The 17,465-nt window shown below is 64.2% G+C and carries 10 protein-coding genes; 5 read left to right on the top strand and 5 right to left on the bottom strand.

The window, feature by feature from the left end; genetic code table 11:
• Positions 1-4: 4 nt before the first annotated feature.
• Genes ABR323_RS19665 through ABR323_RS19645 form a run of 5 tightly spaced genes read right to left on the bottom strand, consistent with a single transcriptional unit; the run spans position 5 to position 6,020 of the window.
• Entirely contained in the window at positions 5-712 is a 708-nt protein-coding gene (locus tag ABR323_RS19665; protein WP_439450507.1) for a hypothetical protein, read from the bottom strand.
• Positions 709-1,665, bottom strand: coding sequence for a hypothetical protein (locus tag ABR323_RS19660; RefSeq protein WP_439450506.1), 957 nt, complete (start codon positions 1,663-1,665; stop codon positions 709-711). Before ABR323_RS19660 ends, ABR323_RS19665 begins: the two co-directional genes overlap by 4 nt.
• A 46-nt stretch (positions 1,666-1,711) precedes the next feature.
• On the bottom strand, positions 1,712-4,510 hold the full coding sequence (locus tag ABR323_RS19655) for a TonB-dependent receptor plug domain-containing protein (RefSeq protein ID WP_439450505.1): 2,799 nt from the start codon (positions 4,508-4,510) through the stop codon (positions 1,712-1,714).
• A gap of 11 nt (positions 4,511-4,521) precedes the next feature.
• Positions 4,522-5,490: a FecR family protein gene (locus ABR323_RS19650; RefSeq protein WP_439450504.1), complete on the bottom strand. Its 969-nt coding sequence runs from the start codon at positions 5,488-5,490 to the stop codon at positions 4,522-4,524.
• A complete protein-coding gene (locus ABR323_RS19645) occupies positions 5,487-6,020 on the bottom strand; it encodes an RNA polymerase sigma factor (RefSeq protein WP_135272739.1) in 534 nt (177 codons plus the stop codon). The genes ABR323_RS19650 and ABR323_RS19645 overlap by 4 nt, the downstream gene beginning before the upstream one ends.
• A 230-nt stretch (positions 6,021-6,250) precedes the next feature.
• Here ABR323_RS19645 and ABR323_RS19640 point away from each other — a divergent pair, with 230 nt between their 5' ends.
• From ABR323_RS19640 to ABR323_RS19620, 5 genes are all read left to right on the top strand, one after another.
• The gene (locus tag ABR323_RS19640) at positions 6,251-9,121 is read left to right on the top strand and encodes an autotransporter domain-containing protein (RefSeq protein WP_439450503.1); all 2,871 of its coding nucleotides are present in this window, start codon (positions 6,251-6,253) and stop codon (positions 9,119-9,121) included.
• A 97-nt stretch (positions 9,122-9,218) separates the two neighbouring features.
• A complete protein-coding gene (locus ABR323_RS19635; RefSeq protein ID WP_439450502.1) occupies positions 9,219-10,223 on the top strand; it encodes a 2-hydroxyacid dehydrogenase in 1,005 nt (334 codons plus the stop codon).
• Positions 10,224-10,446: 223 nt separating this feature from the next.
• On the top strand, positions 10,447-15,834 hold the full coding sequence (locus tag ABR323_RS19630) for a hypothetical protein (RefSeq protein ID WP_439450501.1): 5,388 nt from the start codon (positions 10,447-10,449) through the stop codon (positions 15,832-15,834).
• An 11-nt stretch (positions 15,835-15,845) separates the two neighbouring features.
• Positions 15,846-16,793, top strand: a complete 948-nt coding sequence (locus ABR323_RS19625; RefSeq protein ID WP_439450583.1) for an RHS repeat domain-containing protein — start codon at positions 15,846-15,848, stop codon at positions 16,791-16,793.
• Entirely contained in the window at positions 16,790-17,131 is a 342-nt protein-coding gene (locus ABR323_RS19620) for a hypothetical protein (protein ID WP_439450500.1), read from the top strand. Before ABR323_RS19625 ends, ABR323_RS19620 begins: the two co-directional genes overlap by 4 nt.
• Positions 17,132-17,465: the final 334 nt, after the last annotated feature.

Genomic DNA, 17,465 nt, shown 5'->3' with positions numbered 1-17,465 from the left:
CTGTCTACCGGCGACTAACGCCGCGCAGCGCACCCTGCGCATCGAACTGCAGCCGCACCGAGTCACGGTCGCCGGCGACTTCATCCGGCAGCCACACCAGCTTGCCGCCCTTGCGCACGATCACGTAGACGTGGCCGACTTCGGATGCGGGGTTCTGCAGGGCATTGCGTTGTTCCTGCAGTGCCTGCGCCACGCGCGGCACGGCGTCGAAATCGATGCTGGCCAGGGATGTGCTGCTGCGCTGCAGGCTGATGGTCGGTGCGAACTGCTGTGGGTTCACTGGATTGCCCTTGCGCCACTGGCCACGCTCGAAGTGGTAGCTGTCGACGTGGCTTGGCTGCTGCGGATCGACCAGATCCAGGTTGATGCGGCCATCGTCGTAGAAGTGGATGCTGTGGAACACGGTCAAGCGTTGTCCAGCCAGTGCCGGCAGCTGCTCGAGCGCCTGGCGTGCAGCCAGCAAGTAGTCCGCATCGAACAGGCGGTTGTTGCGTTCGGGAATCGCGATGGGGTGAGGCTCAGGGACGGGCGCAAGTGATGCGGTCTTCTCGCGCTGCGGCTGTGCGGTGGCCGGTGCTGACCCCCGGTCTGCCTGCACCGGATGCCCCAGCGTTTCGCTGATGGTCTGTAGTGCGCCGCCGGCAACGGCCACGCCCGCCAGAACCAGCAGCAGCACCAGGAAGACGGCGCGGGTGGAGGGCGGCTGTTTCATACACCCTCCAGACGCACGTTGCTGCGGTCATCCGGGTCGTACAGCAGCGTCACGTGCTCGCGCGGGATGTTGGCCAGTTCAATCAGCGGGATGAAGCGGCGCACGCGGGCCTGCTGCACGTTGCCTTCGCGGTCGATGTATTCCAGCTGGAACTCCACCTGCGGTTGTTCGTTGAGGTAGGTGCCGGTCTGACGGACCTTCAGCACTTTGGCCTCCGCGCCGATGCCCCGGTACTTCAGCGCATCGCCGCGCGCATCGGCGTGCAGCAGGCGGCCGAGCAGGCGCAGGCCCAGCACATAGCCACACAGCACCAGCGGGCACACCAGCAGCGGGTGACCGAACGACAGAAAGGTCCAGCCCAGCCCCTCACTCTGCAGGCGATAGACCCCCACGTAGGCAACGGCAACCGCGATGATGCCAATGCCAGCACCGATGCCACGCCGCCACAGGCTCGCAACATTCAGTTCGGGCTGGGCGCCGTCCAGCACCACGTTGGGGAAAGCACCTGGCGTCCGCCCGAGGCGCGCATCGATGTACTTGCCGGCGCTGAAGCGCTGCAGCTGCGGTTTGCTGTCGACCACCCGCATCTGTTCGCGGATCGGCGTACCGGACAGATTCTTGAAGGACAACTGCAGTTTCCATTGTGCGAAGCCGCGCACCTGCACACCGGTCTGTTCGGCCTGCTCGATCAGCGCACTGCGCGGTTCACCGTCGGCCAGGATCGACTGCACCCGGTGCAGTGCGCGCGGCGGCCCCAGCAGCAGGTAGTGCAGGAACGCCCACAGCAGCGTCAGCCACAGGGCGATGGACAGTGCGAGCAGCAACAGTGCCAGCCACGGTGCGCTGCGGTCGACCAGCGCCACCGGCCACGAGGTGCCGAAATAGAGAATGCAGGGAAAAGGCAACGCGAAGAACAGCAGGAACGCGCCCCAGAACCAGAGATAGGCTTTCATGGGGGAAGGGGACCGCGGTGGAACAGGTCGCGTAGATTACTACGCTTCAGCGGAATTGCAGGGTCAGCAGGTAATAGCGGCCGAGTGGGTCGTCCAGCCCCGGCATCTGTCCCCCATTGCCAACCAGATAGTTCACCGGTTGTGCATCGAGTACGTTGTGCACATCCAGCGCGGCGACGATGCGCGGCCCCAGCCGACGTGCGAGGTGCAGGTTCCAGCGCAGCTGCCGTGGGTTCATGCAGTGGTTCCGGTCGACCTGCTTCTGTGGGCACTCGGCCCCCGGCAGCCATGCGCGCGTGCGCCCGGTCTGGTTACCGCGCAGTGCGATGTCCCAGCTGCTGTTCTGCCATTGCACGTTCAACACGGCGGCGATCTCCGGCGTCACATGGCCGCGCAGGTCCACTGCGGCCTCGTGGTCACGGCGGCGACGCAGTTCCTGCTGTTTCAGCGCATCGAGCGAGAACAACCATTGGCCATTGCTGCCGCTGTCGATGCGGTACTCGCCACGCAGGACCCAGTTGCGGGAAGTGGTGCGGCCGATGTTGTCGAACGACAGGCGCAGGCTGCTCAGGTGGCCGTCTTCATCCAGCTCCCAGGTGCTGCGATTCCACACCGCGTCGCTCGGCTGCAGTGCAAGGATCTCGTTGCGCAGCTCGACGATGTTATGGGTCAGCGACAGCGAGAACGTATCGTTGGGCGTCCATGTGGCCGCCAGCGAATGGCTGCGTGATCGCTCGGCCTTCAGTGCATCGTTCTCCACCACGTTGGCCGTGACGCTGCAGCTTCCACCGCGTGTGGCGATTGCACATTCCGGAAGGGCACTGGAAACCGGAAGCGAGATCGAGCCGAAGTAGCCGGGAGGCCGCCGTTGCTCGAACAGGCTCGGTGCACGGTAGCCGCGCCCGCTGGCCAGCAGGAACGACCAGTGGGGCGTCGGGCTCCAGCGCAGCCCGGCACGTGGCGAGAACGCCATGAAGCCGCCGTCGCGGTCCCAGCGTGCGGCCAGGTCTGCGCGCAGCGTGGGTGCCAGCGGCAGGCCCAGCTCGGCGTAGACGCCGCTGCTTTGTCGCGACAGGCGGCGTTGCTGCTGCGGCAGGCCCAATGCGAGGTCCCCCTGGCTGAGCAGCGCATCGGGGCGCGAGGTCCAGCGTTCGTGGCGCAAGTCGATGCCGGTGGCCAGCTGTGCAGGACCACCAGGCAACGCCATCAGCTCACGCTGCACGCCCCACCAACCCTGCCACTGTGCAGTGCTGCCGCGGTTGCGGATGGACGGAAACAGCGTGTCCACCTCGGCCGCCGGAGGTGCGTCGAAGCCGGGAGTGAACCTGCGCGCCTGCGTTGCTTCAAGCAGGCGCGTCGTGCGTACGGTGCCAGCAGTGGACAGTGTGACTTCGCTGCGCTGCGCGCTGATGCCCGCCTCCCAGCTGCGCCGGCCCTGGTCACGGCCGATGCCGAAGGTGACGTCCGCATCGGTGGCGCGGACGCTGGGGCGCACGTTGCCGGCCTCACGCAGGACGCTGTTGAAGGTGATCCCCCGCGAGACAACCGCAACGGCGGTCGGGCCCAGGTCGAAGCGCTGGCGGTTGTGACTGGCCCGTGCCTCGACATAGGCGTAGCGTCCCTCATCGCGTTCATGCCGGTAGTGCAGGTAGGTCGAAGCGGTATCCGAGGCGGGTTGCAGCGAGCGCGGCCGCGCGCTGTCGAACCAGCAGCCGTCCTCGCGCCGCTTCAGGGGCGGCTCGCAGCGCCGGGCGGGCACGTACCAGTTGCCGAAGATCGCGCCGATGGGATACAGCGAGGTTTCCGCATGCCAGTCGCGCTGGTCGCCGGCGACATGCTCGACGCGGTGCAGATCGAGGCCGGCAAACCAGCGGTCCCCGTTGCCGCGCACGCCGCCGGTGGCGGCCTGCAGGCGGTACTGGCCCGCATCGCCGCGGCTGCTGAGTCCAGTCTGCAGCATCGCTTCGGGTCCATCGGCCTGATCGCGCAGGATGATGTTGACCACGCCGGACATGGCATCGGCCCCATAGATGGCCGAGGCACCGCCGCGCACCAGTTCGATCCGGTCGACGAAGCTCAGCGGAATGCCGCCGAGGTCGGTGAGCCCACCCTGTTCCAGCGACACCATCGGATAGCGCGGCAGGCGCCGGCCATTGACCAGGAACAGCGTCGCCCGCGGGCCCATGCCGTCGAGACTGGTCGTGGCCGCTGCACCCACTGGCAGGTACTGTGAATCGCCGCCGCGCGAGGTGCTCATGGCAGGGTGGCCGTTCATGCCGGGCAGATGCCGCAGCAGGTCGAACAGGTTGCCGTAGCCACTGCGCAGGATGTCATCGCGATCGATGGTGGTGACCGGCAGCGTGGTCTGCACCGAGGAGCGCGGCAGCCGGCTGCCGGTGACGTGGATGGGCGCCAGTTCCACCTGGTGTGGGGTGTCGATGGGCTTGGGCGCCGGGCGCGGGAAGCGCGGGGTCGCGATCACTTTCGGCTGCTCGGCAGTTGTTTCGGGATGGACCCGCCGCACGACAAAGGCACCCGAGGATGTGCGCAGGATGTTCACCGGCAGGCCGGCAACCAGCTGCTTCAGAGCGGCGCCGGTATCGCGCTGGCCACGGCTGCCATCGGTGCGCAGATCATCCAGTTCACGTGCGTCGAACAGCAGGGCGGTGCCACTCTGCCGTGCCCATTGCTGCAGTGCCGGTAGCAGTGGGCCGGCATCCACGTCGATCTCCAACGTGCCGGCAGGCTCGCTGGCACCGGCCACTGGTAGTGCCGCAATGCCCACTGCGAGGCAAAGCAGGGCGCGGAGCAGCCCCCACTGCAGCGCACCCGGACCTGCCTTCACTGCCGGCCTCCTCAGTAGGTGCGGCGCAGTTCCAGCGCGCCATCCGGACGCGTCTGGCCAGCCACGGACCAACCCAGTTCCAGTGCGGACAGCAACTCCTGTGCGTCGCCCGCGCGGAACGTGCCACTTACCGCCAGCCCGGCGATCTCCGGATCGGCGATCACCAGCGGCGTGCGCCCATAGCGGTTCATGCGCTCGACCACGATGGACAGTGGCGTGGCATCGAAGACCAGTTGCCCGTGCAGCCACGCTTCGGCGGCCACGTTGGACGACAGCGCCGGGCCGGGCTGGATGCGCCCGGAGGGCAGCACCTGCAGCTGCTGGCCGGGCGCCAGCATGTGCTGGGCCGTGCCGTTGCTGACTTGCACCGCGCCTTCCAGCAGTGCGACTTCAACCAGGCCATCGCGCAGGCGCTCGACCTGGAAGGTGGTGCCGATGTCACGGACCGTGCTGTTGCCCGCCCGCAGCTGCAGCGCCTTGCTGGACGGCGCGACCTGCAGCTGCAGGCGCCCGCGTTCCAGATCCAGTTCGCGATGTCGCCAGCCGAAGCGGGCGCGCAACGTGGTGCCGGCGTCGAGGGTGGCGAGGCTGCCGTCGGCCAGGGTCAATTGGCGTGGCAGGAGGGTGTCATTGGCATACAACTGCGGTGTTGGATTGCCATCCACCGCAACCATCCATCCGATGCCGATGGCCAGGCAGACGCCTGCGGCGGCAGCAAGGCCGGGCAGCAGGCGGCGGCGGGCAGGTCGCGCGGCACGCGCTGCGGCGGTCCGCAACCAGGGGTCGGCCGCAAGCCCTTCGCCCTGCTGGAACAGGGTTTCAGCCTGTATCCAGGCGCTGACGTGGGCCGGATCTTCGGCCAGCCAGTCCTCGAACCTTTCGCGTTCTTCCGATGTGCAGTCCGGGGCTTCCAGGCGGGCTACCCATGCGCTGGCGCGTTCGAACATCAGTGCATCATCCCTGTGCGCGGTGCCACTCATTGGCCATCCCTGTCGTTGTGCAGCGGATCCGATCCCAACTCCTGGCGCAGGCCCTGCAGGGCACGGGCGATATGTTTTTCCACGGTCTTGGCAGTAATTCCACAATGCCGCGCGATCTGGGTATAGCTCATGCCGGTGATGCGGTTGAGCAGATAGACCTCGCGTGCGCGTTCGGGCAGCTTGAACAGGGCCTGCCGCAGCAGGGAAAGCATCTGCCCTGACTCGGCCTGGCGCAATGGATCGGGCGAGGTACTGGAAGGCTCGTCGCTGCCATCGTGCTCGGCCAGCGGCAGGTGCGGCCGCGACTGCGGCGAACGGCCGCGGTCTGCCAGGCGGTTGCGGGCGATACGATACAGCAGCAGGCGCAGTTCGTCCGGGCCCTGCGCGCGATAGCGGATCAACCGCTCCATGCAGTCCTGTGCGATGTCCTCCGCGTCCTCGGGCCCGACTCCCCGCGTGCGCAGGAACGCGCACAGCGGCGCGCGTTCTTCGCGTACGAACGCGATGAAGGCATCCGCAGGCGCGGGCAGCTGCGGCGCGCGATGGAGCAGGGGGGACGGGGTGGACAGGGCAGGCCTCGCGTGTCGGTGGCAGATGCGTCATCGAGTTTTACGCGACGATGACCGGATGGGGAAGAGTGTGCATCGATCGAATTCTCATTGTGAATATATTCATATTTCGGCGCCGGATCCACTGGGGGAGATCGCCCCGCTGCGGCGTTGATCGTTCTACCCGCGTGTTGCGGGTGGAGAGAGAACACATGAAGTATTCGAAGTTGAGCCTGGCCCTGGCCGGGCTGATGGGTGTCGCCACCATGTCCGTGGCTGATGACGTCATGGCAATGAATTATCACGTGCTGGGCGATCGCATCTTCCTGAGTGGCGATGTGACCTACGCCGACGTGGTGTCCCTGCCGGCACTGCTGGCCAAGGCACAGGCCGAAGGCCGGCCGATCCGCGAAGTGGTACTGCGCACCTCCAATGGTGGCGCGTTGATCGCCGGCGAGTGGCTGCAGGGGGTGATCCGCACCTCTGGCCTCAACACCATCGTGTCCGGCAACTGCATTTCATCCTGCTCGATCATGCAGTCCGGTGGCGTCGAGCGCTATCTGGCCGGCGACCTGCCGATCATCGACTCGGTGCAGATCCACGCGGCCAGCAGCGGCGGCAAGGTGATCTACACGCCGTCGCCGCGCATGACCCAGATCTACACCGGCAACTATGGCGGTGGCATGGATGCCGGCCTGCTGCACAAGGCCATGTATGAAGTGGTACAGCCGAACGGGCTGCTGGTGTTCCGCGATCCGGCCCGCAGCACCGGTTCTTCCATCACCTTTGATCCAGATGGCAGCGGCAGCAAGCTGGAATCATTCCCGGGCCAGGACATCTACAGCAACAGGATCATCACCGCCAACGGGTACCGCGATCCGGGCGACACGTTGAATGTGAGCGCGAACGTGAGCGGCGATATCAACCCCGGCTACCTGCGTACCGGGCGCCAGCTGCAGGCCTTCGTCGATGATGATTTCGCGCGCTGGAATACCGACTGGCAATCCACCTACATCAACCTTGCACAGAGCATCTACAACGCTTCAAGCCGCGGCCCGCAGGGCATCGGCCCGCTGTCGGTGCAGGGTTACCTGAATGACCCGGATATCCAGGACCTGCTGCTGTCCAAACTGCGGCTGGCGGATCTGGATGCCTCTACGCTGGACAACGCCATGGGTGTGATCCGCGTGACCAATGGCGCCACCTGGCGCACGTCCGCTACCACGGGTGCGGACTTCATGCTGGTGGACAACGGCACCATCGCCCTGGAAGGCGGTGCCCTGCGCGCCTCGGAAGTGCGTGTGCTTGGCGCAGGCATGCTGGTTGGCCACGGCGACGTTGCCGGCACGGCGATGGATCTCAATGCACTGGGCGAAGGCACTGGCCCGTCCTACCGCGAAGACGGTTTCAACCGCCTGCGCGTGTTCGGCACGCTGATGCCGCGCGGTGGTGATCTGGTCACCCATGGCTACGTCAACATCATGCCGGGCGGCAAGGTGCTGTTCGATGTCACCGAGAATGGCGGTACAGCTGCAGGCCGCCTGCGCGTGGGTACCTTCTTCGATGACGAGCAGGCCGAAGGCGCACTGGTGATCTCCAAGGGCGCCTTCCTCGAACTGAACGTGGCGCAGGGCTACTACGGCCAAGACTTCCGTCGTGATCTGGTTGAGGGGCCGATCTACCAGGGCGGTTTCGAAGAGGCCGTGCGCCTGGGCGACACCGGCTACAGCGCCAGCATCAGCGGTGATGTGTTCCGTCCCCGCCACAATTCGCTGTTGAGCTTCAACGTGAAGCAGACGGCTGACGGCCTGTGGCTGACCGCCAACCCCGGCTTCGACCAGTTGGGGTTGTTCGCCAACGGCACGTCCGGCGATGGACTGGGCCGCGCGCTGGCGACTGCCTCCGATCGCCAGGACAACGGTCTGAAGTCGCTGTTGGGCGCACTGCAGTTCGCCGACCGCGATGTGATCGCACAACAGGCCGGTGCCCTGCGCGGTGATGTGCATGCCAGCTTGCGCCTGGCCGACAATGCGCTGGTGGGCAGCATCGGCAACGTCGTGCAGCAGCACCAGTCGGCCATGCGCAGCGGCGGTGATGCTGACGGCCTGGCTTCGCAGGTTGCACAGTCGGTGTCGTCGCAGCCGGGCATGCGCCATGGCAGCCTGTTCAACCAGCTGGCCATGCACTTGGTCGAGCCGGCGTCGGGCAGCGTTGCGGGCAGCGGTGATGCTGGACGCAGCCATGGTATCTGGGCGCGTGGTTTCGCCAGTCATGGCCGCATCGATGCCGACGGTGGTGTGGCCGGTCTGAGCCACAACATCGGTGGCATCGTGATCGGTGCCGACACCCGCGTGGCCGATGACCGCGTGACCCTGGGCGTCAGCGTGGCCGCGGCCGACATGTCGACCAAGGCCAGTGATGGCTCTGGTTTCACCGGTGATGTCCGCGCGCTGGACGTCGGCGGCTACCTGGATGCGACGTACTCGCGGGGCTATCTGTCTGCGGCGGTGCGCTACACCGATCTGCGCCACGATACCCGCCGCAGCATCAACGGCATCGATGGCCTGCAGCAGCCGCTGCGTGCCAAGTACAGCAACGATGCGATCTCCGCGCGGGTGGAGCACGCGTTCTCGTTCACCACCGGCAAGGGCGTGGTGATCCAGCCGCTGCTGCCGGTGGTGGACTATGCACGTACGTCGGCCACCCGCTTCAATGAAGGGCAGGGTGCCGGTGCATTGGTTGGTCGCAGCGGTAGCCTGGAGAGCATCCGCGTGGGTGCCGGTCTGCAGCTGTTCAAGACCTTCGAAGGCAACAACGGCGAGCGCATCACCCCGCGCGCCCGGGTGGTCTGGCAGAAGGAACTGGGCGATTCCCAGGCGCGCTACAGCACCGGCTTCGCCGCAGCACCGGATCTGGTGTTCGGCGCCAGCAGCCAGGCGGTGGGCGAGCAGGTGCTGGCCTGGAACCTGGGTGTGACCAGCCGCGCCAGCGAGCGGCTGTCGATCATGGCCGATTACGTGGGCGAGCGCCGCGACGGGCAGATCCAGAACGGCGTGATGCTGGGCCTGGGCTACAAGTTCTAAGTGGCACCCGGCACCGGCGATGACGGCATCGCCGGTGCCATCCCATCAGGGCAGGTGCTGCGGTATGGTCGGTAGGGCATTCCACCCAGGCCCCACCATGCAGATCGCCGTTTTCAGTGCCCGCCCCTACGACCGCCGTTTTCTTGATGAGGCCAACCAGCGCGACGCGTCCGTGCAGGGCTTCTCGTTCGTCTACTTCGATGCCGCGCTGGACGTGCATACGGCTGCGCTGGCGCAGGATTGCGCGGCGGTCTGTGTATTCGTCAACGACCGGCTTGATGCGCCGGTATTGCATGCCCTGCATGCGTTGGGTGTGCGTGCCGTGTTACTGCGCTGCGCGGGCTTCAACAACGTGGATCTTGCGACCGCCAAAGCACTGGGCATGTTCGTCGCACGCGTGCCGGCCTACTCGCCCGAAGCCGTGGCCGAGCATGCGCTGGCGCTGGTGATGACGCTCAACCGCCAGACTCATCGCGCCTACAATCGCGTGCGCGAAGGCAACTTCATGCTCGATGGCCTGCTGGGACGGACTCTGCATGGCCGCACGGTTGGCATCGTCGGTACCGGCAAGATCGGCCTGGCTACCGCGCGCATCTTCAAGGGCATGGGTTGCACGGTACTGGGGCATGACCCGTATCCGTCGGCGGCCTTCGCAGGTGTCGGCGAGAGGGTGGGGCTGGATGCACTGCTGGCGCGCGCCGACATCGTGTCGCTGCATTGCCCGCTGACACCCGATACCCAACACCTGATCAGCGACGCCTCGCTGGCGCGGATGAAGCCCGGCGCGATGCTGGTCAATACCTCGCGTGGCGGGCTGGTCGATACCCACGCGGTGATCCGTGCGCTGAAGTCGCGCAGGCTGGGGCATCTGGCGATCGACGTGTACGAGCAGGAAAGCGCGCTGTTCTTCCAGGACCTGTCCGGCGAGATCATCGACGACGAGGCCTTCCAGCGCCTGATGACCTTCCCCAACGTGCTGGTGACCGGCCACCAGGGCTTCTTCACCGTGGAGGCACTGCAGGAGATCTCGGCGATCACGCTGGGGAATCTGCAGGATTTCGCGGGTGGGCGGGTGTGTGCGAACCGGGTTGAGGTGGGGTGACCCCGCTTGCGGACACGGCCTTCGGCCTAAGTGGTAAGCCGGGGTATTTACTTTGAGTGAGTATCATATGAAGCTGTCGTGAGAGGAGGGATTGTTCCTCCCAGAGATACAGGGGGCGCAAGGGACGGCGCAGCTGTTTTCCGGCCAGAACATGACGCCAGTACAGGTCGGTGAATTGCCGAGCCATGGCGATCGCCGGCGCATTTGGACAAAAGGATGTTCCATGCGTATCTGGCAGTGGCAGGCGTTGTTGGGCGCGGCATTGGTCGTGTCGTCCGGGGCAAGCTGGGCAAGCAGCCCGGTCACGCCGCATACCGAGTACTACAAGAGGATCAAGACGGGTGAGGGGCAGGCGCCGCTGACCTCGAGCCTGTTCGGGGACAGCATCAGTCCGAGCTCCGGATCGACAGAGTTTGTCGTTACTGACATTGACCTGCCAGGAAACAACGCGCTGCCGGTGAGATTGCAGCGTCGTCTCGCCGTGCAGTCCTTCAAGGATCGGCAGCCATTGGGGGGATTTGGCAGCTGGGACATCGAGGTCCCGTTCATGCACGCCACCTTCGACTCCATCTGGAAGTGGAATGAATCCGGTAACGGAGCGACGCAGCGTTGCTCGCAATCGTTCTACCCAAAGACACGTACCGGCGTAGGCACCTTCGAGATATGGACTGGCGTGCAGGTGCGTGTCCCCGACCAGGGCGAGCAGGAGATGCTGCTGATCGCCAACGCGTCCAACCCGAAGCCCACCAATGGCGAAACGTATCGCTGGGGTACTCGGAGCAACATGCGCCTCAGTTGCCTGGGCTCGACGGCCAATGGCTATCCCGGTGAGGGATTCCTGGGCGTGGATGCTTCGGGGAATCGCTACTTCTTCAATGTGGGTATTGAACGAACAGCGGGTTTCATGGATCTCGGCCAGGGCGTAGGTTCAAAGCTGGTGCGCGTTCTGCTGATGGCCAGCCGAGTCGAAGATCGCCATGGCAACTGGGTTGCCTATGACTATTCGGGCGACAAGCTGGTTGGCATCCGTGGCAGTGATGGTCGCGCCATCTCCATTGCCTATGCCGGGGATCGCATTGCCAGCGCGACGGCCAATGGCCGGACCTGGACCTACGAGTACAACGACGGCAACAATGCAATGGGATTTGCGCGCTGGCCTGCACTGCGCGCCGTGCAGCAGCCGGATGGTGCTCGCTTCGGCTATGAGTACAGCTGGCAGGACGGCGGGTTTGGAGGACTGAATCCGGAATATCAGAGCTGGGACGGAGAGCCCAAGCTCTGTACCAAGCCCATGTTCGAGCAGTCTGCCTTTACTCTGGTCGCGACCCATCCGTCGGGAACGCGTGGACAATTCGAGTTCAAGTATGTGCGCCGTACCAGGGTGGGCGTAAAAAGTACGGCCTGCGCGGACATGGGGGGAGGGCGCTACGCACAGCGCGCATACAATTCGTTCGACCTTTTTGCGATCACCAGCAAGACGCTGTCGGGTCCGGGGCTGGGTAGCCTGACCTGGACATACGAGTCTGGCGGATACGACTCGGGTCTGGCGAACTCTGCAGTGTCGACGATGGTGGAGCCCGACGGGACGCGACGTCACAGTGTGTTTGGACGAAAGATAGACGAGAACGAGGGGCAGTTGTTGCAGGAGGCGATTCGCGCGCCCAATGGCCAGATCGTACAGGTCACCACCAACACCTACATGAGTTCGGCTGAGGTCCAGGGAGGGCCGTTCCCGGACAGCTACGGTTCGATGACCGCAGCCGATGACTCCTTCGCCGTCAAGATCCGCCCTCTGAAGCAGTCCGTCCTCAGCCAGGATGGCGTCAACTTCATCAACACGACCGATCAGTTCGATGCGAATGTCCGACCGGTCGTGCAGACCGAAAGCAATTCGCTGGGACGCGCGCGGACGTTGAGGACCACGTATTTCGACGATACCGGTCGCTGGATCCTCGGTCAGGTCGCGCGCAGCACGCAGACCGTCGGTGGCGTTGAGATCGAGACCGAACGTACAGACTTCGACGCGTTGGCACGCCCGCAGCGGACCTATGCCTTCGGCGTGCTGCAGCAGACGCTGGGCTATCACCCGGATGGCACGCTCGCTTCCGTGGCCGATGGCAAGGGTAATGCGATTGCCCTCGGTAGCTGGAAGCGTGGCCTGCCACAGAGCGTTGCCTTCCCGGACGGCAGCAGTGCCTCGCTGCAGGTCGATGACAACGGCTGGGTGCGCACGGCGGTGGAGCCCAATGGGGCCAGCCGGAGTTTCGATTACGACGGTATGGGGCGGATCGTTCAGGCGACCCAGGCCGCAAATGACAGCGTGGCCTGGAATCTCTCAACTACCCGGTTCTTCCAGGTAGCGGGAGCGGAGATCGGGCTGGAAGCGGGACACTGGAAGCGCGAGTCCAGTACCGGCAATGCACGCGCGGTAACGTACTACGACGGGCTGTGGCGACCGGTGCTGGAAGAGTCGTTCGACGCCGCGGACCGCGGCGGTACCCTGCGCCAGACGGTGACCCGCTATGACAGCAATGGGCGGCCGATATTCACTTCCTATCCCACGCGCGCGGCATCCGACTTCCGTTCGGCGCTGCCCGGCACCTACACCGGTTATGACGCACTTGGTCGCCCTGTCCGCAGTGAGCAGGACAGCGAGCTCGGCCGCCTGGTCACTACGACGGAACAGCTCGGTGGAGGCAGCGTACGGGTGACCAATCCGCGTGGCATTGCCACCACCACCGATTATCTGATGTATGGCAAGCCAGCCCAGGACACGCCCATCCGAATTCTCCACGCCGAGGGCGTGGTGACGGAGATCCAGCGCGACACGCTGGGCAAGCCGCTATCGATCCTGCGGCGCAATGGCGATGGCAGCATCAGTGTGCGTCGACAGTATGTCTATGACGGTGCCCAGCGTCTGTGCAAGAGCATGGAGCCCGAAACCGGTGCAACGGGTATGGGCTACGACGCTGCGGGCAATCTGCTCTGGTCTGCCTCGGGCCTGACGCTGTTGGGCCCTCAGTGCGAGAGCGAAGGCGCTTATGCCTCACCATCCCGGGCTGACCGGGGCTACGACAGCATGAACCGCTTGGTGACGTTGCGCTTCTCCGATGGTCGGGGCGATCAGGACTGGAGTTATTGGCCGGGCGGGAAGGTAAGGCGCGTGCAGGCCCGCAACAACGGCGCCAGCACCATCAACGAGTACAGCTACAACCTGCGCGGGCTGCCGACCTCCGAGAGTGTGGTGCATGACGGCAGTGAGGTCTGGGCACTGGGTTACGGCTACGACGCGAACGGCGCCTTGGCCACCCATGTGCAGCCGTCAGGCCTGGCGATCAGCTATAGCCCGAACGCGCTGGGGCAACCGACACGGGCCGGAACCTACGCCACCAACGTGCGCTATTACGCGAATGGTGGCATGAGCGGCTTCACCTACGGCAACGGCGTCGCCCATCAGATGACGCAGAATGCGCGTGGTCTTCCCGACAGGAGCACGGATGGCGGTGCGGGGGGCAAGGTCATCGATGATGGTTACGATTACGATGCCAATGGCAACGTGGCGGCCATCAGTGATGGCTTGCCTGCGGCCCCCGGAAACCGCGACATGCGTTACGACGGGCTGGATCGTCTGACCGCGGTGACGGCGAGCAGCTTTGGCAATGCGAGCTATGCCTATAACGTTCTGGACAACATTGTCGCCGCCAGCGTGGGCGCGCGGCGGCAGGCCTTTGAGTACGACTTCAACAATCGGTTGACGAATGTGCGGGATGTCGCCAGTGGTGCGACCGTGACCGGGCTCGGGTATGACGCACAAGGCAACCTGAAGGTTCGCAACGGCGTGGCGTTCCGCTTCGACTACGGCAATCGCCTGCGCGAGGTTGATGGGAAGGAGGCCTATCAGTATGACGCGCATGGGCGGCGGACCCTGGCCAGTGCGCCCAATGGCAACATCCGCTCCTTCTATGGTCAGGATGGCGTACTGCGCTACCAGCACGATCAGCGCCAAGCCAAGGGGCTCGACTATATCCAGCTCAACGGTAGCCTTGTTGCCAAGCGCGCGGTGGATATCGCCCCTGCGGCCCTGGTAGTGACTGTTCCCGGATACAGCGGGAATGGTGCGTTTGCCGTGCAGTGGGCTGCCGTCGCAGGCGCGCAGCGTTACGAAGTACAGGAGTCAGGGACGGGAACGTGGCAGGCCGTCTATCAAGGGACCGCGTTGACGGTTTCGCTTACCGGACGCGGCTCCGGTACGTATCGTTATCGTGGGCGTGCCTGCAATGGCACTGTCTGTGGAGCGTGGGGCGTGGAAGCCTCCATCCAGGTAGAGCTTGCCCCCACGGCTGCGCCCGTGATCACGGCACCGGCACAAGGCATCAACGGCACCTACTCCTTGAGCTGGTCAGCGGTGCAGGGTGCCGCTCGCTTTGTGCTTGAGGAAGCCGTGGGCGCTGGCTGGAATGTGCTGCTTGATGGCCCCGGCCGCACCTATCCAGTGACCGGCAAGGCTGCAGGGGCCTATCGCTATCGGGTCAAAGCGTGCAATCCGCAGGGCTGCGGCGCGTACTCGGCCGAAGCGACGGTTACAGCGCTGTATGCCCCGTCCGTGCCGACGCTGTCAGTGCCTGCCGCGAGTTACAACGGTAGTTTTGTCCTCTCTTTGTCGAGCGTGGCCCAGGCCAGCAGCTATCGCATCGAAGAACAGTTCAATGGCGGCGCGTGGACTGAGATCAACCGGATCAGTGGCAATCAGCTGGCCGTCAGCGGGCGAATCGCTGGCCGTTATGTCTACCGCGCCTTCGCATGCAATGACGCCGGCTGCAGCGCGGCGAGTGCCACCGGCGCCATCGTGGTGACATTGCCCCCCGTCCAGGCGACAGGAATCAATCTCGGCGGTACAAGCTACAGTTCCACCGTGAGTATGTCGTGGGGAGCGATTCCTGCCGCAACAAGCTATCAACTGATGGAACAGCTCAATGGCGGCGGCTTCGGCCTCGCTCAGGAGGATGGCGCGACCTCGGTGGCTCGTGGTGGCCGCTGGCCCGGCCAGTGGGGCTATCAGGTGCGCGGTTGCAACGTTGCCGGCTGCGGGCCATGGTCAGCAGTAGCAGGTGTGCGTGTGATTGGCCCTCCGGGCACCCCTGTTCTGCGCGTGCCGGATGGAGTTGGAATCGGCGCGGCGTACTCGATCTCCCTGCTGGAAGTGGCGGACGCGACGCGTTATGAAATCGACGAAAGTACTGACGGCGCCAACTGGTCGCTGATTGCGGGGGATCGGACGGCTTCCCTGACCAAGGGGGGCGGAGGCAACTTCTACTACCGCGGGCGTGCCTGTAATCCCGCAGGTTGCAGCGCCAGCTCTGCTGCCGGCCTGGTTGCCATTTCCAGTGCACCGCCCGTGCCGACCGGTGTGAAGATTCTCAAGAGCGGCCCCAACATCTGTTCGGTCATCTGGAATGCGTCACCAGGCGCCACCTACTACAACATGCGTTCAAGCAGTGGAGGCGCGACCTATAGGGCGGAAGGTATCGGGTATGACCTCGATACCCGCTGCCAGGGTGGTTACAAGGTGCGTGCCTGCAATGCGCAGGCGTGCTCGGCCTGGTCGAACTGAGGGGCGGCGCCATGATCGCAGGAATGAAGACGCTGCTGGTTCGAGCCGCTGCCGGTGCAGTGCTGCTTGTCGTTGGATTGTTCAATCAGGCTGCTGCGGAGACGGTCACCTATATCCACACCGATGCCTTGGGCTCGCCGGTTGCTGAGACTGACGCGGCAGGCAACGTGATCCGGCGGACTGTCTATGAGCCGTATGGCGCGGTGGTGGGCCAGCCGGTTGCTGACGGGCCTGGCTATACCGGTCATGTAAGTGATGCCTCGACGGGCTTGAGCTACATGCAGCAGCGGTACATGGATTCACAGTTGGGTGTGTTTCTAAGTGTGGATCCTGTGACGGCCTATGGGGGGACTATGGCGCAGTTCAACAGGTACAGGTATGGAAATGGAAGTCCGTATCGATTCGTTGACCCAGATGGACGTATCGGATGCACTGGAACCAGAATCCAAGGCGTCTGCGATTCTGGCGGTGTCGCGGGTTTGCGAACATCCGCGCGGAGTCCTGTCGACGATAAGCGAGAAACTGGTGCTCCGAGGATGGCAGTATCCAATGCATCATCCAGAGATTACAAAGAATCCGATTCAAATGGCGAGAAGAAGCAGATTGTGAATTCAATCGGTCTGCTACCAACATGGAAAGCCAAGTCTGCAGCGGACAGATCACTGGCTGCAGCGGTGGAGTCAGGCCTCCCAGGGCAGCACAATGGCAAGGGAGACGCATTTCGACATTGTCTTTGGTCATGTGACATGGCGAACACAATTGGTCAGAACAGCGCTAAGTCTGTTGGCGACATACACGAAGCATGGAGTAGCGGCCCAAGACGTGAGGTGCTTATGGACCTTTTCAATAATGAAGTTGGACGGAGGTATAGTGGCTCTGGGCGCACGTGCGCGGCCGCATGCATGTCAGCAGTTGGAGACGGGTCGCTCAGCACCGACGTAGAGGAGTGGGGAAAATGAGAGGTTCGATCTTGCTGGGGTGGGGGCTGTTGTCCCTGATTGGCTGCAGTTCGCCACCGGGTCTCGGGGTAAGTTTGAGCAATGAATCTGGTGAGGCGATCTATCAGGTCAGATTGCAGGCCGGAGGAAGCACGTTTGGCACCGAACAGTTGCCGGCGGGTGAGAAGGCGTCTGGCCGTCTGGACGTTGTCACGGACTCGGCGGCGGAAGTTGTATATCGGCGATCACCTCAGTCGGAGGAGATCCATTGCGGCGGGGATATTTATGTTGCCGCCGGTGCTCGTCAGGCATTGGACGTTGTCGTGGGCAAGGATGGATGCACGTTCAGGATCCAGTAGATGGGAGAAAGCAAGTGGATGTGAGAGGACGACCACGATTTGTTACAGGTAGAGCGATGGGTTGGAAGAACATGGTGCCGCCTAGCTGCCGTCTGCCCTAGAAGACTCCAGTCGCGCCAATGCTGAGGTACTTCTGGAACACGCCCGATGTGACAGCGCACCAGCTGAAGAAGTGAAGAGGATGCGGCAGACGACCCGTTCGCAGCGGAAATCCCGAGGGTGCAGCAGATCGTCTTGGCTGTGCCCTCGAGGCAATTGACCTTGGCGCTTGGCAGCCACTACAATAGCGAGCTAAGCCGGAATAGCTCAGTTGGTAGAGCGGCGCATTCGTAAT

This window comes from Stenotrophomonas sp. ATs4 (assembly GCF_051861585.1).
In the GTDB taxonomy this organism is placed as follows: Bacteria; Pseudomonadota; Gammaproteobacteria; order Xanthomonadales; family Xanthomonadaceae; genus Stenotrophomonas; species Stenotrophomonas maltophilia_AS.
Note: the sequence above shows the minus strand (reverse complement) of the source record. Positions and strands in the feature narration are given on the sequence as shown.

Bases quoted from the DNA above. Each gene is read 5' to 3' on its own strand.
- ABR323_RS19665 (WP_439450507.1), bottom strand. From the start codon at position 712: ATGAAACAGCCGCCCTCCACCCGCGCCGTCTTCCTGGTGCTGCTGCTG.
- ABR323_RS19660 (WP_439450506.1), bottom strand. From the start codon at position 1,665: ATGAAAGCCTATCTCTGGTTCTGGGGCGCGTTCCTGCTGTTCTTCGCG.
- ABR323_RS19650 (WP_439450504.1), bottom strand. From the start codon at position 5,490: ATGAGTGGCACCGCGCACAGGGATGATGCACTGATGTTCGAACGCGCC.
- ABR323_RS19640 (WP_439450503.1), top strand. From the start codon at position 6,251: ATGAAGTATTCGAAGTTGAGCCTGGCCCTGGCCGGGCTGATGGGTGTC.
- ABR323_RS19635 (WP_439450502.1), top strand. From the start codon at position 9,219: ATGCAGATCGCCGTTTTCAGTGCCCGCCCCTACGACCGCCGTTTTCTT.
- ABR323_RS19630 (WP_439450501.1), top strand. From the start codon at position 10,447: ATGCGTATCTGGCAGTGGCAGGCGTTGTTGGGCGCGGCATTGGTCGTG.
- ABR323_RS19625 (WP_439450583.1), top strand. From the start codon at position 15,846: ATGATCGCAGGAATGAAGACGCTGCTGGTTCGAGCCGCTGCCGGTGCA.
- ABR323_RS19620 (WP_439450500.1), top strand. From the start codon at position 16,790: ATGAGAGGTTCGATCTTGCTGGGGTGGGGGCTGTTGTCCCTGATTGGC.